Genomic DNA, 23053 nt, shown 5'->3' with positions numbered 1-23053 from the left:
TTACGGACCCGCGCCCGCTCCGGGTTTCCTCCGCAGCCGCAAGCTGCCTAGCTGTACATGACGTAGACCTTGGACAGCGCCTCGGTCACGTTCCAGGTACCGGTCCAGCCCTTCGGGAAGATGGCCAGGTCACCCGGGCCAACTTCCTTGGGCTCTTCGCCGTCGCGCTGGACGGTCATGCGGCCGCCGAGCACGTAGATGACCTCGCCGCCGTCGGCAAAGTCCCAGCGGGACAGGCCCGTTGCGGTTTCCCACGTCCCGGCGTGGATGGTCTCCTCATCCGTGGAGAACAGGTTGTAGGTCCTGGTTTCGATTTCTGCGCCCAGCGGATCAGCCAGCGGCAGCGCGAGCGGCTCCACCTCCTTCTCGGACTCTTCAACCTGCGCGATAGTGCGGACGATTGCCATGCGGGCTCCTTGGGTAGACTTCTAAAACCAATATTTCGATATTGGTTTTATCAAGGTACTGAGGCGTTGCACTGCCGCCAACTTCATTACGCGCTGCCCACCCTTGACGCAGCACCGGCGCGGGATAACGATTTACGGACCAAGGGGACCTGCCGAGCTGCCGGGAGCACCGGCGTCGTACGTTCCCGCGCGGCTCCCGAACATCCCGTCCGGGAGCCGCAGCCCGAAATCGAGACGCCGGCGCCGGGTTCACGGTGCGGAAGGTTGCCCGTGGACGCCAGCCAGCCCGTCTATCAAGACAAAATCGCCCTGGTCACCGGGGCGTCCCGCGGGATCGGCCGGCGCGTGGCGGAGCGGCTCGCGGCGCAGGGCGCGCAGGTGGTGGCCGGCTACCGGAAGAACGCGGACCTGGCCAAGGAAACCGTGGCGGAACTGCAGCGGCTGGGCGGCGGCGGGCTGGCGGTGCAGGCGGACATCGAGAACCCGGAGGACATTGTCCGGCTCTTCGACGCAGCCGCCGCCGAGTACGGGCGCCTGGACTTCTTCGTGAACAACGCCGCCGCCGCGGCCTTCAAAAAGGTGGTTGACCTCAAGACCCATCACCTGGACCGCGCCTACGCCGTGAATGTGCGGCCATTTGTCCTTGGAGCGCAGGAGGCAGTGAAACTGATGGACGACGGCGGCAGGATCGTGGCGCTGACTTCCTACGGCAGCGTGCGGGCCTTCCCCACCTACGCCGCGCTGGGCTCCTACAAGGCCGCCGTCGAGTCGTTCGTCCGGTTCATGGCCGTGGAGTTCGCCGGCTACGGGATCAACGTCAACGCGGTGAACGGCGGGCTTATCGACTCCGATTCGCTCGAGTACTTCTACACCATGGACGGCATGGCACCCATGGACAGCGTGATCTCCCGGATCCCCAAGGGCCGTCCCGGAACCGTAGAGGAAATGGCCGCCACCGTGGACTTCCTGCTCTCCCCGGGCGCCGAGTACATCACCGGGCAGTCCCTGGCCGTGGACGGCGGCCTGTCCGTGATCGCCCCGCCGTTCTTCAGCGACACCACCGAACCCGTTGCACTCCCCGAGCGCCCGCGGCGCCCGCAGGCGGAAAACTGAGGAAAGGACAGGACCCCATGCCGTATGACGCAGGCCGGTTCAAGGACTACTTCGAATCCCAGATGACCTACGGCGCCGGGTTCCGGCGGAACGTCTCCCGCTACGGCAGCGCCGTCGCCCTGATCGATCCGCCCACCGGGCGCGAGTGGACCTACGCGCAGCTGGGCGCCGACGTCGAACGCTGCGCCGCGATGCTCGCCGAACGCGGCGTGGGCGCAGGGGACCGGGTGATGTACCAGCTCTTCAACGGCGTCGAATTCGCGCTGCTCTACCTGGCCGCCCACCGGCTGGGCGCGATCAGCGTGCCGGTCAACTACCGGCTCGCCCCCGGGGAGACCGCACACATCCTGCGGGACAGTGAACCGTCGGTGCTGATTGTCGACGCCGAGTGCGCCGCGTCCGCGGCACAGGCCCTGGCGATCGCCGGTGCCTCCCCGCGGGTCCTGGTGGTGGGGGACACCGAGCTGCCGCCCGGCTGGGAGGATTTCGACGCCGCGCTGCAGGGCGCATCCGGGCCGCATCCGGACCTGCCGGCAAGCTACTCCGCCTACGACGAATCCACCCGGCTCTACACGTCCGGCACCACCGGGATGCCCAAGGGCGTGTCCCTGCCGTCGCTGGCGGAACTCATGAGCGCGCACGACGTGATCATGCACTTCCCGCTCACCCCGCAGGACAGGACGCTGAACATGACCCCGTGGTTCCACCGCGGCGGCCTGCACTCCGGCGGGCCGAATCCGTCCTTCTACATCGGTGCAGGAGTAGTGCCGCTGCGCAGCTTTCACCCTGCCACCGTGCTGGACTGGGTAGGGGAATACGGGCTGACGTTCCTGATCGGCGCGCCCACCACGCTGGAAATGATCGCCGCGGAACAGGAGAAACAGCCGAGGGACATTTCCACGCTCAAGGGCATTGTGACCATGGGCGCACCGCTGGACCGGGCCGCTGCCCTGCGGTACCAGGAGCTGCTCACGCCGCGGATCTTCAACGGCTACGGCACCACCGAGGCGTTCTGGAACACGTTCCTGCGCCCGGAGGATCTGCCGGCCCGCGCCGGCACCGCGGGCCGGTCCTGCACGGACGACGACGTCGCCGTCGTTCGGGTCTTTCCGGACCGCCGCGGACGGCCGGATGAACTCGCCGCGCAGGACGGCACCGAGGCCGGGGAAGTGATCATGCGCTCGCCGAAGGCAGGGTACAGCTACGTGAACCTGCCCGGTGTGGAGGAGGAGAAGTTCTTCGAGGGCTGGCTCTATCCCGGGGACATGGCCACCTGGGACGAGGACGGGTTCGTGACCATCCTGGGCCGCAAGGACGACATGATCATTTCCGGCGGCGAGAACATCCACCCCGTGCAGGTCGAAGGTGTGCTGGCGGAGCATCCCGAGGTGCTGGATTCGGTGGTGGTGGGTGTGCCGGATCCGCGGTGGGGCCAGCGCGTGGTGGCCTATGTGGTGCCGCGGAGCGAGGCGGCGACGGCGGACGCACTGGAAGAGTTCTGCCTGTCCCACCCCGGCCTGGCCGACTACAAACGCCCCCGCGCCTACCGGTTCGTGGACTCGGTGCCGCTGACCGCCACCGGCAAGAAGATGCACTTCAAGCTGGCCGAAACAGCGGTGGAGGACATGGGAGCCGGGCGGCTGATTGCTCCCGGCTCCGCGGTGGCGACGGAATGATGAACGGCATGGGTGCCGGGCGGAGGGTGGTCATCACCGGGATGGGGGCGCAGACCCCGCTCGGCGGGTCCTGGCCGCTGACCTGGGAAGCGCTCAAGGAGGGCAAGTCCGGCGTGGACCGGATCACCGCGTTCGACGCGTCCGAGTTCCCCACCCGGATCGCGGCCGAGGTCAAGAATTTTGATCCCGCGGCCTGGCTGCCGGTGAAACGGATCAACCGGTCTTCCCGGGCATCGCAGCTCGCCGTCGCCGCGGCCCGGGAAGCAGCCGCCGACGCCGGTCTGGGCCCCACGCTGGAGGGTACCGACGCGGCGGTTCTCATCAACAGTGCGGTCTCCGGCTACCCGGAGGTGCAGGACGCCACCCGGCTGTTCGACGCCGAGGGGATCCGGCCGGTCAGCCCGAGTTTCGTGGCGTCGTCGCTGACCAACATGCCGGCCTGCGAGGTCGCGATCGACCTCGCGGTACACGGGCCGGTGAATGCCAGTGCGCTTGCCTGCGCCAGCGGAACGCACGCCCTGCTGGAGGCGCGCCGCACGCTGCTGGCGGGGGACGCCGACGTCGTACTGGCCGGGGGTACCGACGCCGCGATTACCCCGGTGATGTTCGCCGGACTGACCACCATGCGCGGACTCTCGCGCAGCAACGACGTGCCGCAGGAGGCGTCCCGCCCGTTCGACGCGGACCGGGACGGGTTCGTGTTCGGCGAGGGGGCGGTGGTGTGCGTGATGGAGACGCTCCAGCACGCCCGGGCCCGCGGCGCGCGGGTCTACGCGGAGGTACTGGGCGGGGCGATGACGTCCGATGCGTTCCATATTGTGGCGCCGGAGCCGAGCGGAAAGTATGCGGCGGAAGCGATTTCGCGGACGCTGGCGCAGGCTCGGCTGGACCTCTCGGAGGTGGAGCTGGTCTGTGCACACGGCACGTCCACGAAGGCCAATGACCGCACGGAGACGCTGGCACTGCACACGGTGTTCGGCGAGCATGCCCGGTCCCTGGCGGTGACCGCACCGAAGTCCATGACCGGGCACCTGATCGGAGCCGCGGGTACGCTGGCGTCACTGCTGTGTGCCATGTCGATCGTTGAAGGCGTCATCCCGCCGACGATCAACTATTCGACCCCGGACCCGGAGTGCGACCTTGACTATGTACCGAACACGGCCCGCGAGCAGGACGTGCAGTATGCGGTGACGAACGCGTTCGGGTTCGGCGGGCAGAACTGCGTGGTGGCGTTCGGGCGGGTCTGACCAACTACGCCGTAAACGCCAGCGCGGCGACGGCGGCGAGCAGGGTCAGCGGAGCGACGATCAGGCCGAAGACGGCGTAGCCCTTCCAGCTGATCACTACGTTCATCCGCCTCAGCCGGTCATGCCAGAGCAGGGTGGCCAGCGAGGCCCACGGGGTAACCAGCGGGCCGGCGTTCACACCGATCAGCAGGGCGGCCATGCGCTCCGGGGTATCCGCCAGCGGTTCGGCCAGCAGGTAGGCCGGAAGATTGTTGACGGCGTTCGCCCCGACCGCGCCGGTGGCGGCGAGCCGGAGCAGCTCGGCGAAGTCCTGGCCCTGCCCGGCCAGGATCCCCAGCAGGGCCGAGCCGCCGAGTCCCAGGAAGGACTCCATGGCCAGGAACAGTCCGGACGCGAAGAGCAACAGCGGCCAGGGGACCAGCCGAATGGTCAGGGCCTGACGGCGCCGGACGGCGAACAACAGGACGAGCACTACGGCGGCGGCCGTGGCGGGGATCCATACCGGCATGCCGGAGACCAGCAGCGGCAGGAGCGCCAGGAGCACTATGCCGGAAGCGGCGAGCAGGAAGCGGTCGGTGGCGGGGTGGCGGAAAGCTCCGCCGGGTTTCCCCTTGCCGGTGTTCGTTCCTGCCGCGGACACGGAACCGTTCGCCGGCCCGCTGGCCGGGTCTGTTCCCGGGTCCGGGGTGTGTGCCGGACCCGGGGCGCGTGCCGGTTTCGGGGCGCGGCCATAGCGCAGCCGCAGGTCACGGCGGAAGACGATCGCGATGAAGGCCAGCGGCACCAGCACGCAGGCCAGGGCCGGAGCCCACATCAGCGCCGCGAACCCGGCCGGGCTCAGGCCGCCGAGGCTGTGCTGGGCCAGCAGGTTGGTCAGGTTGGAGACCGGCAGCAGGAGGCTGGCGGTGTTGGCCAGCCAGACCGTGGTGAGGACGAAGGGCAGCGGCGGCAGGCCGGCCTGCCGCACCACGGTGACCACCACCGGGGTGAGGAGCACCGCCGTCGTATCCAGGGACAGGAAGATGGTGCTCAGGGTGGCCAGCAGGGCGAGCAGCAGCCAGAGGGCAAGGCTGGAACCGAATCCCCAGCGCCGCAGTTTCCGGCCCGCCCAGAGGAAAGCCCCTGCCTCGCTGGCCAGTTCGGTCACAACGGTGATGGCGGCGACGAACACGAGGATCGGCACCACGCGGTCCGCAAGGGCGGCGAGCTCCGTATCCGGGAGAGCACCGGTGGCAGCTGCGATACCGCCAGCCACCAGTAGGAGAACTCCGATCACGGCCAGACGCATGAGCGGATTCTAGACCCCGCGGCTGGCCGCGGACTGTACCGGGCGCCGTCAGGCTTGCGTGGCGGCCGGGCCGTGGGTGCGTGGCTTGCGTGGCGCGGCCGACGGCGATTGCCGCCCGGGTGGCGGCGGCGCACCACGCCGAGGTCCGTCGTCGTTGTTTAAGCCGCCCTGGGCTGGGAGGGGGAAGGGTTGCTCTGGTTAGTTGCCCAGGGCGGCGTCTAGGGGTTCCCGAATCTCGCTGTAGGCGACGGATTCAAGCTGCAGTGCCTCGCCGTTCAGGTAGAGCGTGGGGGTGCCCTTGACCTGGAGATCCTGGGCATCCTGCAGGTCTCGGGCCACGCGGGCCTTGATGGCGTGCGAGTTGTAGTCGGCCGTGAACTGGTCCAGGTCCAGGCCCAGCTCTTCGGCGTAGCCGGTGAAGATTCCGTCTACGTCAGAGGCGTTCTTCCAGTCCTGCTGGTGCTCAAAGACCTTGGCGGCCATCTGCTGCAGGGCACCCTGTTCCGCTGCGGCTTCCACGGCGCGGGCGGAGGGCTCGGCGTTCTGGTGCTTGGGCAGCGGGTAGTTCCGCACCACGATTTCGACCTGGTCGCCATAGTCGGCCTTGGCCTGCTGGATCAGGGTGTCCATCATGGCGCAGTAGGGGCACTGGTAATCGGTGAAGAGCACCAGGGTTGCCTGCGGATCTGCCGGGTTGGTGATGGTCCGGGCGTCGGAGGGGGCCAGCTTGTCCTGCTGGTCTGCCGGAACGGTCGCCGTGACGGATGCGCTGGTCGCCGGTGCCGCGGGTTCGCTCGACGTCCCGCAGGACACCACGCCGCCGCTGACCAGCAGTCCGGCGATGAGCAGTGAAGGTACAGCCTTGTGCATAATTCCTTTCCGGTATGAAGTCAGCACGCGCCGCTGCGCGCACATACGGGTTGGGAGTTTGCTGCACTCCTAATGGTTCCACCGGGAGCGGCGGGGCTGAAGGGGGATAAGGGGTGATCTTGGTCCACCGGGAGTGTGGCAGGCGTTACGCGGGAGGCGTGCCGGGTCTCGGGGGCGGAAGGCTGTGCGGCGACGCTATCTCCCCGAGCGTCGTGCCGGTGCAGGGTTTGCCGCGTGCCCGAGGTGCAGGGTTCAGACGGGACGGAACTCGTCGCCGGCTTCCGTGCCCAGGCGGGCGATGCGCTCGCGGGCGGAGCGTTCGGACGGACCCATGTTGCCGAGCCCGAACTGGATCACGCGCAGCACCAGCCGCACCGGACCATGCACCGGCAGCCGAACCGGCCCCAGGCGAGGTTCGCGCAGGCCCAGCAGCTCCCGGTGCCGCGGTTCCAGGCTCGCGACGGCGCCGGCGAACAGGACGCGGTAGCCGATGAGCTGGTTTTTCGGCAGGGGCGGCCGGCGCAGGAACTTCACCACTTCCTGGACCGTGGCGCTGGAACGCAGTTCGGGGTCGAATGCTGCCATCTGTTTCCGCAGTCCGGCCAGGTCCCGGGGCGGGTTGTCGATCCGCATCAGTTCACCGGCAGTGGCCCACTCCGCGACGTACTGGTCCGGCCCGCCAGGGATCGGCCCGCCGAATTCGATGTGGGAGGTCAGGAACGCGTCGGTGAAGGCGAGGTGGACCCAGCGTGCAAGCTCGGGATCGTTGGCTGAGTAGGGACGCTCGACGCCGGCAGCGTCCTCGTAGGTTCCGTGAACCCGTTCATGCAGCCGCAGCACCCAGTTCGAGGCGCTGCGTGCCGCAGTCGTATCCCCGTAGGTCACAGTGAAGATCCAGCGGATGGTGCCGGCGAGCCGGCCGAGCGGATCTTTCTTGTAATTGGAGTAGTCGCGCACTCCGGCCATCGCGCCCGGGTGCAGCGCCTGCAGCAGCAGGGCACGGATGCCGGCGACGATGGTCGTCATGGATCCGTGGACCGCCCAGACCGCGGAGTCCGGCCCGTAGTAGCCCCGGTCTGTGCCGTTGGCGAGCTCCAGCTCCCATTCCGGAATGGTCTCCGCGTTGTTGCTGAACGTGCCAACCAGCTGCCGGCGCCAGGATTCAAGAAGCTTGCCCATCCTCCCAGTATGGTCCTGCCGGCTGGGAGGAGGCAGGGTGCGGGGCGGGAACGATTCCGCTGCCCCGGGCCGCCTGTCAGGCGCCTATCGGCAGGGTACGCCGGCATCCTGTGTCGCAAAAACGCTGCTTAGACCCTCCTCCGGGAATCCTGTGCTGCAATAACGTCCCTCTCAGCTCGGAGGAGCGACGTTAGCGCGACAGAGGATGTTGCTGAGTCCTCTGGAAGGACGTTATCGCGACACAGGATGACAACACCGGCACCCGCCGGGTGGGCGAGGCACACCGACACGCTTCCCCTAAGGTGGGGCCATGACATCACCTACGGCAGCAGGCTATGAACGGTTCGCAGCACTCGAGGCCCGCGGCGTGTCACCCCGATTTGAGGAATGGGCGGCCGCCATTGCGGCGGACCCGGACGTGCTGTCCCTGATCGACGGACTGCCGCGGCCCAAGCGGCAGCCCAACCTGGTCTTCGCCGCAGCCCGGCTGGCCGGAGCTCCGCTTGCTCCGTACCCGCAGTTCCGCAGCTGGCTGCTGGAGCACTGGTCCGCCGTCGAACCAGTCATCCAGATGCGGATGACCCAAACCAACGAAGCCGGCCGCTGCGCAGTTCTGCTGCCGTTGCTCAGCGGGTTCGAGGGGCCCGTGGCGCTGATCGAAGCCGGCGCCGCGGCCGGGATCTGTCTCTATCCCGACCGGTACAGCTACAGCTATCAGCACGACGGCGGCGAGACGGTCCTGCATCCCGCGTCCGGTCCCAGCCCGGTTCAGCTGACCTGCGCGCTGACCGGCGCGGCTGCTCCAACGCAACTGCCCGACGTCGTGTGGCGGGCAGGGATCGATCTGAACCCTCTGGATGTCCAGGACCCGGAGGACATGGCCTGGCTCGAGACGCTGATCTGGCCCGAACACCAGGAACGCCGCGACCGTCTGGAGGCTGTAGTCAAAATAGCCGCCTCCGAACCGCCGCACCTGGTCCGGGGTGACATCGTGAATGAGCTTCCCGCGTTGGTGGATAAGGCGCCGAAGGACGCGACCGTCGTCGTCTTCCATAGCGCGGTTCTCCCGTACGTCGAACCGGATCACCGGCAGCGGTCCGTCGATCTGGTGCAGGAGCTGAATGTCACCTGGATCAGCAACGAAGGTGAAGGCGTTTTGCCGGAGATCAAGAGCCAGCTTCCCCGCAGCGCGGAAGGCCGGCTGGTCCTGTCCCTGGACGGCAGGCCCCAGGCGTTCACCGGACCGCACGGCCAGAGCTACGAAGCGCCAGTATGGTCCTGCGGGCTGGGAGCAGGCCGGATGGCAGGATGCCGGTAGCGGGCTGCGGCCGCCACATTGCCTTATGTGGAGACGGGGGCGAAAGATGGACTGGTAGGAGAACCTGTTTCAAAGCACCCCCGAAGGTACCTGATGCATTTCCTGGAGAATCCTCCCCGCTTCCTGTTCTTCACCGGCAAAGGCGGCGTGGGCAAAACCTCGATTGCCTGCGCCTCCGCCCTGGCCATGGCACGGCAAGGCAAACGGGTGCTGCTGGTGAGCACCGATCCGGCGTCCAACGTCGGCCAGGTGTTCGGGCTGGGAATCGGTAACACGCTGACCCCCGTGCCGTCGGTTCCCGGACTCACCGCCCTGGAAATCGATCCCGAGCAGGCGGCGGACGCCTACCGTGAACGCGTCATCGGGCCCCTGCGGGGCGTGCTCCCGGAGAATGAAGTGGTCTCCATGACGGAGCAGCTTTCCGGATCCTGCACTACGGAGATCGCCTCCTTCAACGAGTTCACCGCGCTGCTGACGGACAAGTCCCTGACCGCAGGGTTTGACCACATCCTCTTTGATACCGCGCCCACCGGCCACACCATCCGCCTGCTGCAGCTGCCCGGCTCCTGGACCGAGTTCCTCAGCGCCGGCAAGGGAGATGCCTCCTGCCTGGGGCCGCTGTCCGGGCTTGAGAAGCAGCGCTCGGTGTACTCGGAGGCGGTGAACGCCCTGGCAGATCCGGCACGGACCCGGTTGGTCCTGGTTGCCCGCCCCCAGCCCTCCGCGCTCCGCGAGATTGCCCGTACCCGGGCAGAACTGGCAGAGATCGGGGTGGGCAACCAGTGCGTGGTCGTCAATGCGGTGCTTCCGGATCCCGGGGATGAGGACCCGCTGGCCAGGGTGATCCGCGCACGCGAGCAGTCGGCCCTGCGCCAGATTCCGGCGGGGCTGCAGGGGCTGCCGATCGACGAAATCGAACTGAAGCCCGTCAACATGGTGGGCGTTGACGCATTGGGCACCCTGTTCGAGCCAGGGCAGACTTTGGAGCCGGCGGCCATCCCGCCATCCGTGCCGGATGCGCCGCTGGCTGCACTGGTGGAAGAGCTGGCGGCAGCGGGCCGCGGGCTCATCATGTGCATGGGCAAAGGCGGTGTCGGCAAAACCACCATTGCCGGCGCCGTCGCGGTAGCCCTGGCCCTGCGGGGCCATGAAGTGCACCTGACGACGACGGACCCTGCGGCGCATCCCGCCGACACAGTGCGCGGCAGCCTGGGGAGCCTGACGGTCTCGCGCATCGATCCGGCGGTGGCGGCAAGCCAATACCGCCACCGCGTGATGTCAACCAAGGGTGCCGCCCTCGACGATGAGGGGCGGGCAGGGCTCGAGGAAGACCTGAAGTCCCCGTGCAACGAAGAAGTGGCGGTGTTCCAGGCTTTCTCCCGGATCATTCATGAATCCCGCAGCAAATTCGTTGTGGTGGATACGGCGCCCACGGGACATACGCTGCTGCTCCTGGACGCCACCGGTTCCTATCACCGTGAGATTGCGCGGCAGATGGGAGCAGAGGCCCGCTTCACCACTCCGCTCATGCGGCTGCAGAATCCGGACGAAACCAAGGTCCTGATCGTCACCCTCGCCGAAACCACTCCGCGGCTGGAAGCGGAGGAGCTGCAGGCTGACTTGGAGCGGGCAGGCATCCATCCCTGGGCCTGGGTCATCAACAATTCGCTGGCGGCTGCGCAGCCGCGCTCGCCCCTGCTGCAGCAGCGTGCTGCCGCGGAGGCGGGTGAGATCCGCAGGATAGCCCAGTACAGGGACCGGTATGCCATCGTGCCGATGCAGCCGGGGGATCCGGTAGGGGTGGATGCGCTCTCCGGCCTGGTAGGCGGCAGTCCGGTTCCGGTGCCGAACTAACGACGGCGGCGGGCCGGGGCAGGGGACCGCTTACTGCGGCGCAAGGACAGCAGCTGCGCGCTCCAGGGCGCCGGGAACGATCGAATAGTACGCCCAGACGCCGCGCTTCTCCCGGTCCAGGATCCCGGCGTCCACCAGGATCTTCAGGTGGTGTGAAACGGTGGGCTGGCCCAGGCCGATCGGTTCGGTGAGGTCGCAGACGCAGGCCTCCTTGTTGTCCTGGGCTGCGATGAGGGAAACCAGGCGGAGCCGGGTCGGTTCCGCGACGGCCTTGAGGAGCTGCGCAAACCGCTGGGCGTCTTCAACGCTGAGCGCTTCGGAAGTCAGCGATGCGCAGCAGGCTTCGGGCGCGGAATCGCGGGCGGTCGGGGCGGTAGTCACTCCACCATTATGCACCGAGATTGACATCTGTCGATGTCTGCGAGAATACTCGTCATCGACGGATATCGATATCTTTCGATGCCGGCCTCGCACATCACCCGTAGGAGTCCAATGAGCGCCACCGCCCCAACCGAGGAAACCGGCCAGGTTACCGCCCGGCTGTCCACCCTGGACCGCTTCCTTCCCGTGTGGATTGTCGCTGCCATGGCGTTGGGATTACTGCTGGGCCGCATGGCGCCGGGTATTGGCCCGGCCCTGGATTCGCTGAAGGTCGCCAACGTTTCCCTGCCCATCGCCGTCGGCCTGTTGGTCATGATGTATCCGGTACTGGCCAAGGTGCGCTACAACGAGACCCGCCGGGTGTTGGCGGACCGGAAACTCATGGCGACGTCCCTGATCCTCAACTGGGTTGCCGCCCCGGCGCTGATGTTCGCCCTGGCCTGGCTCTTCCTGCCGGACCTGCCCGAATACCGCACCGGGCTGATTATCGTGGGCCTGGCCCGCTGCATCGCCATGGTTATGATCTGGAATGACCTCGCCTGCGGGGACCGGGAAGCCGCCGCCGTGCTGGTGGCCATCAACTCAGTTTTCCAGGTTCTGGCGTTCGGGGCACTGGGCTGGTTCTACCTGCAGGTGCTGCCCGGCTGGCTTGGCCTGGAGACCACGAGCGTCGAATTCTCCTTCTGGGCCATCACCCTCAGCGTGCTCATCTTCCTGGGCATCCCGCTGTTGGCCGGGTTCCTCACCCGAACGTTCGGCGAGAAGGCCCGGGGGCGGGAGTGGTACGAGGGAACGTTCCTGCCCAAGCTCGGCCCCTGGGCCCTCTACGGCCTGCTGTTCACCATCGTGCTGCTGTTCGCCCTGCAGGGAGACGAAATCACGTCCAACCCGCTGGACGTCGCCCGCATTGCCGTTCCGCTGCTGGTCTACTTTGTGGTGGTGTTCGGCGCCGGCATGGTGCTGGGCAGGCTGCTGGGCCTGGGCTACCCCCGTACCACCACCCTTGCCTTCACGGCGGCGGGCAACAACTTCGAGCTGGCCATCGCGGTGGCGATTGGCACCTATGGCGTGACTTCCGGGCAGGCGCTGGCAGGCGTCGTCGGGCCCCTGATTGAGGTCCCCGTCCTGGTGGCCCTGGTTTACGCCGCCCTCTGGGCACGGAAAAAATACTGGCCCGCAGTCGAACCTCTTCCCACAGAAAAGACGAAACGATGACTACACCCGCCAAGCCCTCGGTCCTGTTCGTCTGCGTGCACAACGCCGGCCGGTCACAGATGGCCGCCGCCTACCTCCGTGCGCTCGGGCAGGGGCGGATCGAGGTCCGGTCTGCCGGGTCCGCACCGGCGGATACCGTCAATCCCGCCGCCGTCGAAGCGATGGCAGAAGAAGGCATCGACATGTCCGCGGAGCTGCCCAAAGTCCTCACCACGGAGGCTGTGCAGGAATCCGACGTCGTGATCACCATGGGCTGCGGCGACGCCTGCCCGATCTTCCCGGGCAAGCGCTATGAGGACTGGAAGCTCGATGACCCCGCCGGGCAGGGCGTGGCCGCCGTCCGGCCCATCCGGGACGAAATCAAGGCCCGGATTCAGGGCCTGATCGCGGACCTGCTGCCCGCCAACTGACTCCGTACACCAGAGGACACCACCATGACTGAGAACACCGAGATCCTGCCCGTCGCCGTAATCGGCGCCGGACCCGTGGGTCTGGCCGCTGCAGCGCAGCTGCTGGAACGCGGATTGACGCCCATCATCTTCGAGGCCGGCGAAACACCGGCCGCCGCCGTCGCTTCGTGGGGTCACATCCGCCTCTTCTCGCCCTGGCAGTACGACGTCGACCCCGCCGGGAGCCGCCTGCTCTCCGCAACCGGGTGGCAGGAACCCGACGCCGAGACCCTGCCGACCGGAGCCGAACTCCGGGAACGGTACCTTGAGCCGCTGGCCGCGGTCCCCGCGATTGCGGACGCTCTGCATACGTCCACCCGCGTCCTGGCAGTCAGCCGCGAAGGCCTGGATCGGACCCGCAGCGCAGGGCGGGACACCACGCCGTTCCTGATCCGCACCCGGAGCGGGGACGGAGAGGTCACCGACTACCGCGCCCGCGCCGTCATCGATGCCTCGGGAACCTGGTACGCCCCTAACCCCCTGGGCCAGGCAGGCCTTCCAGCCGTCGGTGAAGCTGAGGCCATCCAGGCGGGCCTGATCACCGAACCACTGCCCGACGTCGCCGGCCGCGACCGTGCACGCTTTGCCGGGAAGCACATCCTGGTAGTGGGTGCCGGGCACTCGGCAGCGAATACCCTGCTGGAACTGGGCGCGCTGGCCGAGCAGGAGCCCGGAACCCGGATCAGCTGGGCCATCCGGAGCGCCTCCGCGGCCGGCGTCTACGGCGGCGGAGACCTGGACGGCCTCCCGGCCCGGGGCGCCCTGGGCAGCCGGCTGCGTGCGCTCGTCGAAGGCGGGCACATCGAACTGCATACCTCCTTCACCATCACCGGGTTCAAAACCTCTGGCGCCCTGGCTGTCCGTGGCAGCACACCGGGCGGGGAGAAGCAGCTGGACGTGGACCTGCTGGTGCCGGCCACCGGCTTCCGCCCGGACCTGGACACGCTGCGCGAAGTCCGGCTGGACCTGGATCCGGCCGTGGAAGCGCCGCGGGCACTCGGACCGCTGATCGACCCAGAGTTCCACAGCTGCGGCACCGTGGAACCGCACGGCGCGAAGCTGCTCTCCCACCCGGAGAAGGACTTCTACATTGTGGGCATGAAGTCCTACGGCCGGGCCCCCACGTTCCTGATGGCCACCGGCTACGAGCAGGTCCGCTCCATCGCCGCCGCCCTGGCCGGAGACCAGCAGGCAGCCGATGACGTGCAGCTGGTCCTGCCCGAGACCGGCGTCTGCTCCACGGACCTGGGCGGCAGCTGCGACTCTCCCGCGGCTGAGGGACCGGCGGATTCGTGCTGCGCTCCGGCGTCCGCACCGGAGGCTGCGGCGTCGTCGTGCTGCAGCGCACCGGAGCCGGAGTTCCTGGGCATTCCCACCGGACTTGCCCACGGCCGCTCTGCACAGGAGGTTAAGTAATGCCCGGAAGGCCCAGCGTGCTGTTCATCTGCGTCAAGAACGGCGGAAAATCACAGATGGCCGCCGGTCTTATGAAGGACATTGCCGGTGACACCGTGGAGGTCCATTCGGCCGGAACCCGGCCGGGCTCGGCGTTGAACAGCCAGTCTGTCCAGGCCCTGGCCGAACTCGGCATCGATATCAGTGCAGAGCGGCCCAGAGCGGCAACGGAGGAAGCGCTGCGTGCTGCGGACGTGGTGGTGACCCTGGGCCGGGAAGCAACGGTAACCGTTCCCGAAGGTTCCCGGTACGAGAATTGGGACACGGACGAGCCCTCCGAACGCGGTATCGAGGGCATGGAGCGGATGCGGCTGGTGCGGGATGACATCCGCAGGCGGGTCCTGGCGCTGCACCGCGAACTCATTGGCGGCCGGGGGTAGCCGGTCCCGGGCCATCGCGGTCACTGGACGGCACAGGTCACTGGAGGGCACAGTCCCGGGCTGCGCGCTCCGGGGCGCGCAGCTCGGGACTGGTGGGTTAGCCGCGTGCCGTCCGCATGCCCGGCAAGCGTATCCTGGACCGCTAAGGCGCTGAGTAGCCCAGCGCCTGGGAGATGGCGTCAGCGGCGGCGATGGCCTGGGGCGCAAACTGCTCAATGCTCGAGCCGGGGTGCTCCAGGGCGATTGATGAAATCGACAAACCATGCGTTACCCGGCCCAGGTGGTCCCGAATGGGAGCGGAGACACACACCGTGCCGTTCTCGTTCTCGCCCAGGTCGAGCGCGTAGCCGCGCTGACGGATACCAGCCAGTTCTTCATGCAGCTGCCTGGGATCCGTAATGGTCCTCTCGGTACGCGCCGGCAGGCCGACCTCAGCGATGAGCCTGTCCACCTCCTCGGCAGGCCAGCTGGCGAGCACGGTTTTCCCCATGCCGGAGCTGTGCATCGGCATGGAGAGCCCCACACGGGAAGCCATCCGATATGGCTTAGAGGAGTCTTTTCGAATCACGTAGACCATCTCGAAACCGTTCACCACCCCGACGTGGATGGTGCAGTCAACCTCGCGAACGAGTGCATCGACAATAGGTTCGGCCAGGGCTGAGTTGTCCAGCTGCGAGATTGCTCGTCCGGCAATACCGATGAAGCGCGGCCCCGGGCGGTATCCGTGTTCGCTGTCTCCGGCGATGAACTTTTGCTCAACGAGGGTGCCGAGGATGCGGTGCACGGTGGCCTTTGCCAGCTTCGTCTCCTCGACAATGTCCGTGAAACGGGCATAGTTGATTGCGGCCTCGAGCACGCGCAGCGTTTTCTCGCTGGCCCCGCTCGAGGGTGCCGGTCTCGTGTCGAGGTCCTTTGGTTCCGTCATCACGGGCTCATCATTTCATGTCGACGATTGCGACGCCGTCCATGTCATCGAAGGACTGGTTCTCTCCTGCCATGGCCCACACGAACGAGTAGTTGGAGGTTCCCACCCCCGAGTGGATCGACCAGGAGGGGGAGAGGACCAGCCCTCCGTCACCGACCATCAGGTGACGGGTCTCGGTGGGCTCGCCCATTAGGTGAACGACGCGTGCGTCCTGGGGAAGATCGAAGTAGACGTAGAACTCTGTGCGTCGATCATGGGTGTGGGCCGGCATGGTGTTCCACATGCTGCCGGGGTGCAGCTGTGTCACTCCCATGACCACCTGGCAGCTCCTTACCCCGTTCTCATGGATGTACTGGTTCAGTGTGCGCCGGTTGGAGGTGAGAGGGTCCCCGAGTTCACGCACGGTTCCCTGCCCCGGTTCAACCAGGACAGATGGATAGGTGGTGTGGGCTGGAGCGGAGACACCATAGAAGCGGGCAGGGGTGCCGGATTCATCGGATTCGAAACTGACGTCCTTGGTGCCGCGGCCGAGGTAGAGGCATGAGCCCGTGGACATTGCGTACCGCTCACCGTCCGCGGTTACGGTGCCCGCCGCGCCGATGTTGACGATGCCGATTTCCCGGTGATCGAGGAAATGTTCGCTCCGGATCGCCGGCACCGCGTCCAGGGTCAACGGCGCATTTGTCGGTACGGCGCCTACCGCAACCATCCGGTCATAGTGGGTGACGACGGTGCGTACAGCGCCGGGTGTGAAGAGATCCTCGATCAAATACCGGTCGCGCAGCTGCTGCTGGGTGGCGCCTGGAATCTGTGCGGGTGCTGTGGGGCCGTGAACGGCGGTCATGGTGTTTCCTTTTCGGTGGGAATTAGCGCAGGCCCATGAGGCCTGGGAGCCACAGGGACAACTGGGGAACGAAGACAATTACGAACAGCAGGGCGATCAGCACCAACATGAAGGGCACCAGCTTGACGATGACGGGCTCGAGCTTGAGCTTCGCAACTTGGGCCCCGACGAACAGGACCGGTGCGGAGGGAGGCGAGATGACAGCGATCGAGAGGTTGAAGACCATGATGATGCCGAAGTGCACCGGATCGATGCCGAAGGAGACCGCGATCGGCAGGAAGATCGGGGTGAAGATCAGAATCGCCGGTGTGGGGTCCAGTGGAATGCCGATCAGCAGCAGCACGAGCATCATGATCAGCAGGACAACAACCTTCGAATCGGTCCAGCCGAACAGCGACTCGGCGATGAGCTGCGGCAACCTGGCGTAAGTCATGACGTAGGACATGATCGAGGACACCGCGATCAGGAAAATCACGATCGCGCTGGTGCGGGAGGCATCGAAGAGTATGCGTGGAAGGTCACGGACCGCGATGGTGCGGTAAAGGAAGGACAGCAGCAGCGAATAGATCACGGCCACGGCCGAACCCTCGGTCGGGGTAAAGAACCCGGCCACGATGCCGCCGATTGCAACGATGATCAGGCCCAGGGACGGAACCGCACGCAGCAGCGTGGTGAAGAAAACCGAAAATCCCGGCCAGGACTCTCCGCGCAGCTCAGGGTGCCGGCGGGCATAGCCGAAGCCCACCGCCGCGCACGCGAGTGCCCACAGGATGCCCGGAATATATCCGGCGACGAACAGTGCACCGATTGAGGTGCCGCCGGCGGCAAGTGAGTAGACAATGAGGGTGTTGCTCGGCGGGATGAGCATGCCGGCAGGCGCCGAGGCGACGTTAGCCGCTGCGCTGAACGCACGGTCGTAACCGGACCTCCGCTGCATCGGGGACATGGTGGAACCGACGGCGGCAGCTGATGCCACGGCCGAGCCGGACACGGAACCGAAAATCGCGTTGGCGATGACGTTGGTCTGGATCAGCGGCGCGGGCGTGCGTCCAACCAGAACACGTGCCAGATTGATCAGCCGCTCGGCAATCCCGCCGGTGTTCATGATGACTCCGGCCAGCACGAAGAGCGGGATGGCCAGCAGCGCAAACGAGTCGACGCCGCCAACCATCTGCTGTGCGGAGGTTATGGCTCCGCGCTGAAAGTCGACGAGGAGCAGCATGCACAGCGCCGAGGGCAGGCCGATGGCTATGGAGACGGGGGCGCCGACCGCCAGCAGCACCACGAGGCCGCCGATGAGGATCGTGCCGATTGTGCTGGGATCGATCACAGTGCCGCCGCCTCAAGGTCTTCGTCGGCACCCACGTGCCCCTTGTAGCCGGGGAGGAAGGTGCCGATGACGTGGATCACCAGGTAGATAGTCAGCAGGACGCCGGATACCGGCAAGGCGAGGTAGAGCTGGCCCTGCGTCAGAGGCAGCAGCGGGTTTTGCTGCCCCCACGCCAGTGCCGACTGCTGGAACCCGCCGTAGACCATGACGTAGAGCACGAACATCAGCGTCGCGAGGTATGCAACGAGGTCAGCGCCGCGCTGCAGGGGCAGGGGCAGCCGTTCAACCAGGATGTCCATGACTACGTCAGCCTTCTCGCCCACTGCGATCGCGATTCCAATCAGGCTGACCCACACGAAGGTGTGCCGGGCCGCCTCTTCGGTCCACGCGCTTGGCTGGCCGAGTACGAGACGGGTGAACACCTGCCAAGCGAGCAACAGGACCAGCCAAGCGAACAGGCTGACGCAGATGGTGCGGAGCGTGCCGTCTAGCCAGGCGCGGGGACCCGGCATGGATTTTCTGCTCTGTATCAACTGCGCGCCGCCTCGATTGCGGCGTAGACCGAGCGTGCCAGGTCACTCGTGACGCGCTGCTCGTGCAGAGGCAGTACGGCTTCGCGGAACACCTCGAGGTCGACGTCGACGAACTCCGCGCCGGCCTCTTCCGCCGCCGCAGTGGCCTCGTCGACGGCGGTGCTGAACAGCTCCAGTTCGGTGTCTACCGATACCGCTAGGAGCTCCTCGAAGACCTCTCGGTCTTCCTCCGAGATGCTTTCCCAGATCCTGGGGTTCGTGGCCAGATAATCGGGCATCATCAGGTGCTGGGTACGTGAATAGTAGGGTGCAATCTCGTCGTGGGAGAGCGAGGCGTAAATGAGTTCGTTGTTTTCCGCTCCGTCGAGCACCCCGGACTGAATGGCCGTGAAGACCTCGCCTTGCGCCATGGGCGTGCCGACACCGCCCATGAGGGCCATCATGCGCACGTTTGTGTCCGAACCAATCACGCGGATCTTCTGCCCTGACAGGTCTGCCGGGGTTTTGACCGGGCCGTCGGTCGAGTACACGTTGCGGACTCCGCCGTGGTACGCGGTGAGGATCTGGATGTTGTCATCGAGGAGGGTGTCGTAGAGCTCGCCGACGATCTCCCGGTCGTTGAGCACCGACATCTGGTGCTCAGACGATTCGTAGAGATAAGGGAGATTCACGGTCGAGAAGTCGGCTTCGAAGTTCTCCAGCAGCGGACCAGCAACCACTGCGAAGTCGATGGTGCCGGACTGGACCTGTTCGATCGTTGCTGCCTGATCGCCCAGGGTCTCATCGGTGTAGAGCTCGAGCGCGTACCGGCCGTCGGTGCGGGCCTCCAGCTCGTCGGAGAGTTCAACGAGAGCCTGTGCCTGCGGATGATTGATGTCCTGGTTGAACGCGACCCGGAAAACCGTCTCCGCGCCGTCTGACGCGCCGTCTGCACCCCCGGCTGAGCAGCCTGCCAGTCCCAGAGTTATTACTGCTGCCGCGCTCAGTGTGCCCAGCATCCTTCGTCCCTGCATGAGTTCCTCCTCGTTGAGTCGCCATCTGCGACGTGATTTGCGCCACTGGCGGGATCACAGGCTACTCTAACCACATAGAACTCGGTTGCACCAGACGGAACTTGGAATGAAACTAAGTTTCATAAATGCGCGGACTCATTGAGGAGACGGTTATGCGAGCAGCGAAGTATGTCGGGAGCGGCCAGATTGAAGTGGGTGAGGCTAAGCAGCGGCAGCCCGCGGCGGACGAGGTGGCAATCCGGGTGGCCTTCAACGGCATTTGCGGCACCGACCTGCACATCGTGCAGGGGCATATGGATGCCAGGGTTGCCATGCCGGCGGTGATCGGACACGAGATGAGCGGAGTCATCGAGGAGGTCGGAGAGGGAGTCAGCGGTCTGGCGCCAGGCCAGCCGGTTACGGTGATGCCGTTGCGCTGGTGCGGCGAGTGCGCTTCCTGTTCCGCCGGACACCAGCACATCTGCCAGCAACTGGACTTCGTCGGCATCGACTCACCCGGAGCCCTGCAGGAGCTCTGGAACGTGCCCGCCTCCGTGGTTGTTCCGCTGCCCGAGGGTCTATCGCTCCAGCACGCGGCCCTCGTGGAACCGCTCGCCGTTGCTGTCCATGATGTGCGGCGTTCCCGGCTCACGTCCGGGGAGACTGCAGTGGTCATCGGAGGTGGCCCTATTGGCCAGCTCATCGCCGTCGTCGCGCGCGCCGCCGGTGCCAGCGTCATTCTCGCCGAGCCGGACGCCGTCCGGCGTGAACTTGCCGCGCAGCATGGGGCCGTCGTCGTCGACCCGATCGCGGAGGACCTCGCTGCGGTTGTCCAGGAGCGTACGGCGGGTGCCGGCGCAGACGTGGTCTTCGAGGTGGCGGGGACTGCCGGTACCGCGCTCGATGCCACCCGCCATGCACGGACCAGGGGGCGCGTCGTGTTCGTCGCCATCCACCCGGAACCGGTGCCGGTGGATCTGCACCGTGTTTTCTGGCGGGAGCTGGAGGTGCTCGGAGCACGGGTTTACGAACGCGCGGACTTTGAACACGCGGTCAGTCTGCTCGCCGACGGAGCCATCCCGGCTGACGCGCTCATCACCCGGGTGGTTCCGCTTGAGGAGACGATGGACGCGTTCACGGACCTCCTCTCGGCTGCGGCCATAAAGATCCTGGTTGACGTGCAGGGAGGCACCCGATGAGCATCTCCTTCGATCTCACCGGAACTACGGCCGTGGTGACCGGGGCTCGCCGGGGCATCGGATATTCAATGGCCGAGGCTCTCGCGCTGGCCGGTGCGGACATCATTGGCGTTTCGGTCGCGCAGGAGGCCGACGGCGGTGCGATCGGTGCCCGGGTACGCGAACTTGGGCGCACGTTCGAGGGCCACGCAGTGGACTTCACCGACCGTGATGCCGTCCTTGCCTTCGGTGAGGCTGTCCGGGACCGCACCGACATCCTGGTGAACAATGCCGGGACGATCCGCCGCTCCCCGGCCGCGGAACACCCGCTGGAGTGGTGGGATGAGGTGCTGGATGTGAATCTGCGCAATCAGTTCGTCCTCACCCAGGCGGTTGGTGCCTCGATGCTGGAACGCGGCGGCGGCCGGGTCATCTTCACCGCCAGCCTGTTGAGCTTTCAGGGTGGTATCAATGTGCCCGGCTACACCGCGGCGAAATCCGGCATCGCGGGCCTTGTCAAGGCGCTGAGCAACGAGTGGGCGGCTCAGGGCGTGACGGTCAACGCCATTGCTCCCGGCTACATTGCCACGGACAACACCGCGGCCCTGCAGGCGGACGAGGACCGTTCAGCGGCAATCCTCGAGCGCATTCCCTCCGGCCGGTGGGGACGGCCCGAGGACCTGCAGGGGGCAGTCGTGTTCCTCGCGAGTCCGGCCTCGGCGTACGTCACAGGCGTCACGCTGCCCGTCGACGGCGGATGGATGGCACGTTGAGTGCGGCCGCGGCCCCGCTGGCCGATCGTCTGCAGGGAGTTGTGCCGCTGGCTACCGTCCGCGACGCCGCAGCTGCCGACACGATTGCCGATGGGCTGGCGGCCGGCGGGCTGCCGGTGCTCGAAGTCGCGCTGCGCAATAATTACGGCCTGGCCGCGATTGAGCGGATCGCAGCCCGGGGGGACCTGATGGTCGGTGCAGGCACTGTGCTGACTCCTGAGCAGCTGCACCGCAGTCTCGATGCAGGCGCGTCCTTCATCGTTGCGCCGGGGCTGGACGAGGAAATTGTTGAAGCAGCCCTCGCCGCCGGTGTCCCTGTCCTGCCTGGAATTATGACGCCGAGCGACGTGCAGCGGGGGCTGCGCCTCGGCCTGCGCCGCATGAAGGTCTTTCCGGCCGGGGTCGCCGGGGGCCTCCGGCTCATCAACGCCTTCGCTCCCGTCTTCCCGGGGGTAGGTTTCATGCCCAGCGGTGGGGTGGACGCGCACAACCTCGGTGACTATCTGGCTCATCCTGCCGTCTTCGCCGTCAGCGGTTCATGGATCGCGTCCCCTGCGCAGGTCGACGCCGGCGCTGAGGCAGTCGCTGCCGCGGCAAGAGGGGCTATGGCGGGGCAGGCTGCTGCACAGCAGGGGCTGGGGGCATGAGCGTCGTCACCATCGGGGAGTCGCTGGGGCTGCTCGTGGCATCCCGGCTCGGCCGGCTAGAGCTCGTGCCTTCAATGGAGCTGGGGTTTGGCGGCGCAGAGAGCAACGTCGCCATCGGACTCGCCCGCCTGGGCGTGCCCGTCACCTGGATGGGAAGGCTCGGGGACGATGCGCTGGGCCGGCTCATCCAGCGCCAGCTGCGCGCCGAGGGTGTCCAGGTCAGTGCTGCCTGTGACAGCTCAGCGCCTACCGCACTCATGCTCAAGGCGCGGCCGACTGCGGGGGCAAGCGCCATCACGTACTACCGCGCGGGCAGCGCTGGATCCCGCCTTGAGCGGGGCGACCTCGACCTCAGCCTGATCCGCTCGTCAAAGGTGCTGCATCTGACGGGCATCACTGCCGCCCTCAGCCAGTCCGCGCGCGGCTCACTGGACGCAGCCATCGACGCGGCCCGGGAGGCGGGGGCAACGATATCGTTCGACGTCAATCACCGCTCCCGGCTTTGGAGCAATGATCAGGCAGGGCCCGCCTACCGTGCGCTTGCGGCTCGCGTGGACGTCGTCTTCGCCGGAGAGGATGAAGCGGAGCTTTTGACCGGCGAGCATGACCCTCAGGCCCAAGCTGACGCAATTGCCGCCATGGGACCCACGCAGACTGTGGTGAAGCGCGGCGAGCGGGGTGCCATAGGCTTTGCCGGGAGTGAGCGGCTGGAGGTTCCGGCCTTCAACGTGCAGGCCATCGACACCGTCGGTGCCGGAGACGCGTTTGTCGCCGGCTATCTCGCCGAATTGATTGCCGGTGCACCGCTGCGGCAGAGGCTCCTTACCGCCGCTGCTTGCGGTGCAATCGCCTGTACTGCCCCGGGCGACTGGGAGGCCGCCCCTGACCGTGGAGCGATCGCCCGGTTCCTCGGTGCTGAGGATCCCGTCCAGCGCTAACGGGGTGCGGCAGTCCCACCGCGGGCAGGCATCAGTCGGCCGGTTTCTGCCTCTTTCCGGA

Annotated in this window: 23 protein-coding genes; 13 read left to right on the top strand and 10 right to left on the bottom strand. The window is 66.8% G+C overall.

What is annotated here, in order from left to right; translation table 11 throughout:
* Nucleotides 1-47: 47 nt before the first annotated feature.
* Nucleotides 48-407: a cupin domain-containing protein gene (locus ITX31_RS01355; RefSeq protein ID WP_194781689.1), complete on the bottom strand. Its 360-nt coding sequence runs from the start codon at nucleotides 405-407 to the stop codon at nucleotides 48-50.
* A gap of 270 nt (nucleotides 408-677) precedes the next feature.
* Here ITX31_RS01355 and ITX31_RS01350 point away from each other — a divergent pair, with 270 nt between their 5' ends.
* Genes ITX31_RS01350 through ITX31_RS01340 form a run of 3 tightly spaced genes read left to right on the top strand, consistent with a single transcriptional unit; the run spans nucleotide 678 to nucleotide 4443 of the window.
* A complete protein-coding gene (locus ITX31_RS01350; RefSeq protein WP_194781688.1) occupies nucleotides 678-1520 on the top strand; it encodes an SDR family oxidoreductase in 843 nt (280 codons plus the stop codon).
* Between the two features lie 17 nt (nucleotides 1521-1537).
* Nucleotides 1538-3196 (top strand): class I adenylate-forming enzyme family protein, encoded by a 1659-nt coding sequence (locus tag ITX31_RS01345; RefSeq protein ID WP_194781687.1) that lies wholly within the window; start codon nucleotides 1538-1540, stop codon nucleotides 3194-3196.
* Complete coding sequence (locus ITX31_RS01340; protein ID WP_228528867.1) at nucleotides 3193-4443, top strand: beta-ketoacyl-[acyl-carrier-protein] synthase family protein; 1251 nt, start codon at nucleotides 3193-3195, stop codon at nucleotides 4441-4443. Before ITX31_RS01345 ends, ITX31_RS01340 begins: the two co-directional genes overlap by 4 nt.
* Nucleotides 4444-4447: 4 nt before the next feature.
* Here the strand turns inward: ITX31_RS01340 and ITX31_RS01335 are convergent, their stop codons facing one another.
* The 3 genes from ITX31_RS01335 to ITX31_RS01325 form a co-directional block, all read right to left on the bottom strand.
* Nucleotides 4448-5731, bottom strand: coding sequence for an SLC13 family permease (locus tag ITX31_RS01335; RefSeq protein ID WP_194781686.1), 1284 nt, complete (start codon nucleotides 5729-5731; stop codon nucleotides 4448-4450).
* Nucleotides 5732-5929: 198 nt separating this feature from the next.
* Complete coding sequence (locus ITX31_RS01330) at nucleotides 5930-6601, bottom strand: thioredoxin domain-containing protein (RefSeq protein WP_194781685.1); 672 nt, start codon at nucleotides 6599-6601, stop codon at nucleotides 5930-5932.
* 252 nt (nucleotides 6602-6853) lie between these two features.
* Nucleotides 6854-7780 carry an oxygenase MpaB family protein gene (locus ITX31_RS01325; protein WP_194781684.1) on the bottom strand — a complete coding sequence of 309 codons (927 nt, stop codon included), beginning with the start codon at nucleotides 7778-7780 and terminating at the stop codon, nucleotides 6854-6856.
* Nucleotides 7781-8090: 310 nt separating this feature from the next.
* On the opposite strand from ITX31_RS01325, the gene ITX31_RS01320 reads away from it, so the two are divergent.
* Both ITX31_RS01320 and arsA read left to right on the top strand, forming a co-directional pair.
* Nucleotides 8091-9098 (top strand): DUF2332 domain-containing protein, encoded by a 1008-nt coding sequence (locus ITX31_RS01320; protein ID WP_194781683.1) that lies wholly within the window; start codon nucleotides 8091-8093, stop codon nucleotides 9096-9098.
* Nucleotides 9099-9191: 93 nt separating this feature from the next.
* Nucleotides 9192-10952 carry an arsenical pump-driving ATPase gene (arsA, locus tag ITX31_RS01315; RefSeq protein WP_194781682.1) on the top strand — a complete coding sequence of 587 codons (1761 nt, stop codon included), beginning with the start codon at nucleotides 9192-9194 and terminating at the stop codon, nucleotides 10950-10952.
* A gap of 30 nt (nucleotides 10953-10982) precedes the next feature.
* Here the strand turns inward: arsA and ITX31_RS01310 are convergent, their stop codons facing one another.
* A complete protein-coding gene (locus ITX31_RS01310) occupies nucleotides 10983-11333 on the bottom strand; it encodes an ArsR/SmtB family transcription factor (RefSeq protein ID WP_416354766.1) in 351 nt (116 codons plus the stop codon).
* 111 nt (nucleotides 11334-11444) lie between these two features.
* Between ITX31_RS01310 and arsB the strand changes: the two genes are divergently transcribed.
* From arsB to ITX31_RS01290, 4 genes are read left to right on the top strand one after another with little or no spacing between them, the layout of a single operon-like run.
* Nucleotides 11445-12548 (top strand): ACR3 family arsenite efflux transporter, encoded by a 1104-nt coding sequence (gene arsB, locus ITX31_RS01305; protein WP_194781680.1) that lies wholly within the window; start codon nucleotides 11445-11447, stop codon nucleotides 12546-12548.
* Nucleotides 12545-12958, top strand: a complete 414-nt coding sequence (locus ITX31_RS01300) for an arsenate reductase ArsC (protein WP_194781679.1) — start codon at nucleotides 12545-12547, stop codon at nucleotides 12956-12958. Before arsB ends, ITX31_RS01300 begins: the two co-directional genes overlap by 4 nt.
* Before the next feature lie 24 nt (nucleotides 12959-12982).
* Nucleotides 12983-14413, top strand: a complete 1431-nt coding sequence (locus ITX31_RS01295; RefSeq protein ID WP_194781678.1) for an FAD-dependent oxidoreductase — start codon at nucleotides 12983-12985, stop codon at nucleotides 14411-14413.
* Nucleotides 14413-14832, top strand: a complete 420-nt coding sequence (locus ITX31_RS01290) for a low molecular weight phosphatase family protein (protein ID WP_194781677.1) — start codon at nucleotides 14413-14415, stop codon at nucleotides 14830-14832. The genes ITX31_RS01295 and ITX31_RS01290 overlap by 1 nt, the downstream gene beginning before the upstream one ends.
* Nucleotides 14833-14974: 142 nt before the next feature.
* On the opposite strand, the gene ITX31_RS01285 is transcribed toward ITX31_RS01290, so the two are convergent.
* The 5 genes from ITX31_RS01285 to ITX31_RS01265 are packed head-to-tail and all read right to left on the bottom strand — an operon-like array spanning nucleotide 14975 to nucleotide 19477.
* Nucleotides 14975-15757, bottom strand: a complete 783-nt coding sequence (locus tag ITX31_RS01285; protein WP_194781719.1) for an IclR family transcriptional regulator — start codon at nucleotides 15755-15757, stop codon at nucleotides 14975-14977.
* Nucleotides 15758-15767: 10 nt separating this feature from the next.
* The gene (kduI, locus tag ITX31_RS01280; protein WP_194781676.1) at nucleotides 15768-16601 is read right to left on the bottom strand and encodes a 5-dehydro-4-deoxy-D-glucuronate isomerase; all 834 of its coding nucleotides are present in this window, start codon (nucleotides 16599-16601) and stop codon (nucleotides 15768-15770) included.
* A gap of 22 nt (nucleotides 16602-16623) precedes the next feature.
* The gene (locus ITX31_RS01275) at nucleotides 16624-17931 is read right to left on the bottom strand and encodes a TRAP transporter large permease (RefSeq protein WP_194781675.1); all 1308 of its coding nucleotides are present in this window, start codon (nucleotides 17929-17931) and stop codon (nucleotides 16624-16626) included.
* Complete coding sequence (locus ITX31_RS01270; RefSeq protein WP_194781674.1) at nucleotides 17928-18443, bottom strand: TRAP transporter small permease; 516 nt, start codon at nucleotides 18441-18443, stop codon at nucleotides 17928-17930. Before ITX31_RS01270 ends, ITX31_RS01275 begins: the two co-directional genes overlap by 4 nt.
* A gap of 17 nt (nucleotides 18444-18460) precedes the next feature.
* Nucleotides 18461-19477: a TRAP transporter substrate-binding protein gene (locus ITX31_RS01265; RefSeq protein ID WP_194781673.1), complete on the bottom strand. Its 1017-nt coding sequence runs from the start codon at nucleotides 19475-19477 to the stop codon at nucleotides 18461-18463.
* Between the two features lie 125 nt (nucleotides 19478-19602).
* Between ITX31_RS01265 and ITX31_RS01260 the strand changes: the two genes are divergently transcribed.
* The 4 genes from ITX31_RS01260 to ITX31_RS01245 are packed head-to-tail and all read left to right on the top strand — an operon-like array spanning nucleotide 19603 to nucleotide 22992.
* Nucleotides 19603-20655, top strand: a complete 1053-nt coding sequence (locus ITX31_RS01260) for a zinc-dependent alcohol dehydrogenase (protein WP_228528866.1) — start codon at nucleotides 19603-19605, stop codon at nucleotides 20653-20655.
* Nucleotides 20652-21407: an SDR family oxidoreductase gene (locus ITX31_RS01255; protein WP_194781672.1), complete on the top strand. Its 756-nt coding sequence runs from the start codon at nucleotides 20652-20654 to the stop codon at nucleotides 21405-21407. The genes ITX31_RS01260 and ITX31_RS01255 overlap by 4 nt, the downstream gene beginning before the upstream one ends.
* The gene (locus tag ITX31_RS01250) at nucleotides 21404-22054 is read left to right on the top strand and encodes a bifunctional 4-hydroxy-2-oxoglutarate aldolase/2-dehydro-3-deoxy-phosphogluconate aldolase (protein ID WP_228528865.1); all 651 of its coding nucleotides are present in this window, start codon (nucleotides 21404-21406) and stop codon (nucleotides 22052-22054) included. The genes ITX31_RS01255 and ITX31_RS01250 overlap by 4 nt, the downstream gene beginning before the upstream one ends.
* Nucleotides 22051-22992: a sugar kinase gene (locus ITX31_RS01245; protein WP_194781670.1), complete on the top strand. Its 942-nt coding sequence runs from the start codon at nucleotides 22051-22053 to the stop codon at nucleotides 22990-22992. Before ITX31_RS01250 ends, ITX31_RS01245 begins: the two co-directional genes overlap by 4 nt.
* Nucleotides 22993-23053: the final 61 nt, after the last annotated feature.

The sequence above is a fragment of the Arthrobacter gandavensis genome (assembly GCF_015355785.1).
GTDB classification, from domain to species: domain Bacteria; phylum Actinomycetota; class Actinomycetes; order Actinomycetales; family Micrococcaceae; genus Arthrobacter_B; species Arthrobacter_B gandavensis_A.
Note: the sequence above shows the minus strand (reverse complement) of the source record. Positions and strands in the feature narration are given on the sequence as shown.

Excerpts from the sequence above, each read along its gene's own strand:
- ITX31_RS01255 (WP_194781672.1), top strand. The coding sequence starts at position 20,652 with ATGAGCATCTCCTTCGATCTCACCGGAACTACGGCCGTGGTGACCGGG.
- ITX31_RS01345 (WP_194781687.1), top strand. The coding sequence starts at position 1,538 with ATGCCGTATGACGCAGGCCGGTTCAAGGACTACTTCGAATCCCAGATG.
- ITX31_RS01320 (WP_194781683.1), top strand. The coding sequence starts at position 8,091 with ATGACATCACCTACGGCAGCAGGCTATGAACGGTTCGCAGCACTCGAG.
- ITX31_RS01300 (WP_194781679.1), top strand. The coding sequence starts at position 12,545 with ATGACTACACCCGCCAAGCCCTCGGTCCTGTTCGTCTGCGTGCACAAC.
- ITX31_RS01285 (WP_194781719.1), bottom strand. The coding sequence starts at position 15,757 with ATGACGGAACCAAAGGACCTCGACACGAGACCGGCACCCTCGAGCGGG.
- ITX31_RS01355 (WP_194781689.1), bottom strand. The coding sequence starts at position 407 with ATGGCAATCGTCCGCACTATCGCGCAGGTTGAAGAGTCCGAGAAGGAG.
- kduI (WP_194781676.1), bottom strand. The coding sequence starts at position 16,601 with ATGACCGCCGTTCACGGCCCCACAGCACCCGCACAGATTCCAGGCGCC.
- arsA (WP_194781682.1), top strand. The coding sequence starts at position 9,192 with ATGCATTTCCTGGAGAATCCTCCCCGCTTCCTGTTCTTCACCGGCAAA.
- ITX31_RS01295 (WP_194781678.1), top strand. The coding sequence starts at position 12,983 with ATGACTGAGAACACCGAGATCCTGCCCGTCGCCGTAATCGGCGCCGGA.
- ITX31_RS01270 (WP_194781674.1), bottom strand. The coding sequence starts at position 18,443 with ATGCCGGGTCCCCGCGCCTGGCTAGACGGCACGCTCCGCACCATCTGC.
- ITX31_RS01325 (WP_194781684.1), bottom strand. The coding sequence starts at position 7,780 with ATGGGCAAGCTTCTTGAATCCTGGCGCCGGCAGCTGGTTGGCACGTTC.
- ITX31_RS01245 (WP_194781670.1), top strand. The coding sequence starts at position 22,051 with ATGAGCGTCGTCACCATCGGGGAGTCGCTGGGGCTGCTCGTGGCATCC.
- ITX31_RS01340 (WP_228528867.1), top strand. The coding sequence starts at position 3,193 with ATGATGAACGGCATGGGTGCCGGGCGGAGGGTGGTCATCACCGGGATG.
- ITX31_RS01290 (WP_194781677.1), top strand. The coding sequence starts at position 14,413 with ATGCCCGGAAGGCCCAGCGTGCTGTTCATCTGCGTCAAGAACGGCGGA.
- ITX31_RS01265 (WP_194781673.1), bottom strand. The coding sequence starts at position 19,477 with ATGCAGGGACGAAGGATGCTGGGCACACTGAGCGCGGCAGCAGTAATA.
- ITX31_RS01330 (WP_194781685.1), bottom strand. The coding sequence starts at position 6,601 with ATGCACAAGGCTGTACCTTCACTGCTCATCGCCGGACTGCTGGTCAGC.
- ITX31_RS01335 (WP_194781686.1), bottom strand. The coding sequence starts at position 5,731 with ATGCGTCTGGCCGTGATCGGAGTTCTCCTACTGGTGGCTGGCGGTATC.
- ITX31_RS01260 (WP_228528866.1), top strand. The coding sequence starts at position 19,603 with ATGCGCGGACTCATTGAGGAGACGGTTATGCGAGCAGCGAAGTATGTC.
- arsB (WP_194781680.1), top strand. The coding sequence starts at position 11,445 with ATGAGCGCCACCGCCCCAACCGAGGAAACCGGCCAGGTTACCGCCCGG.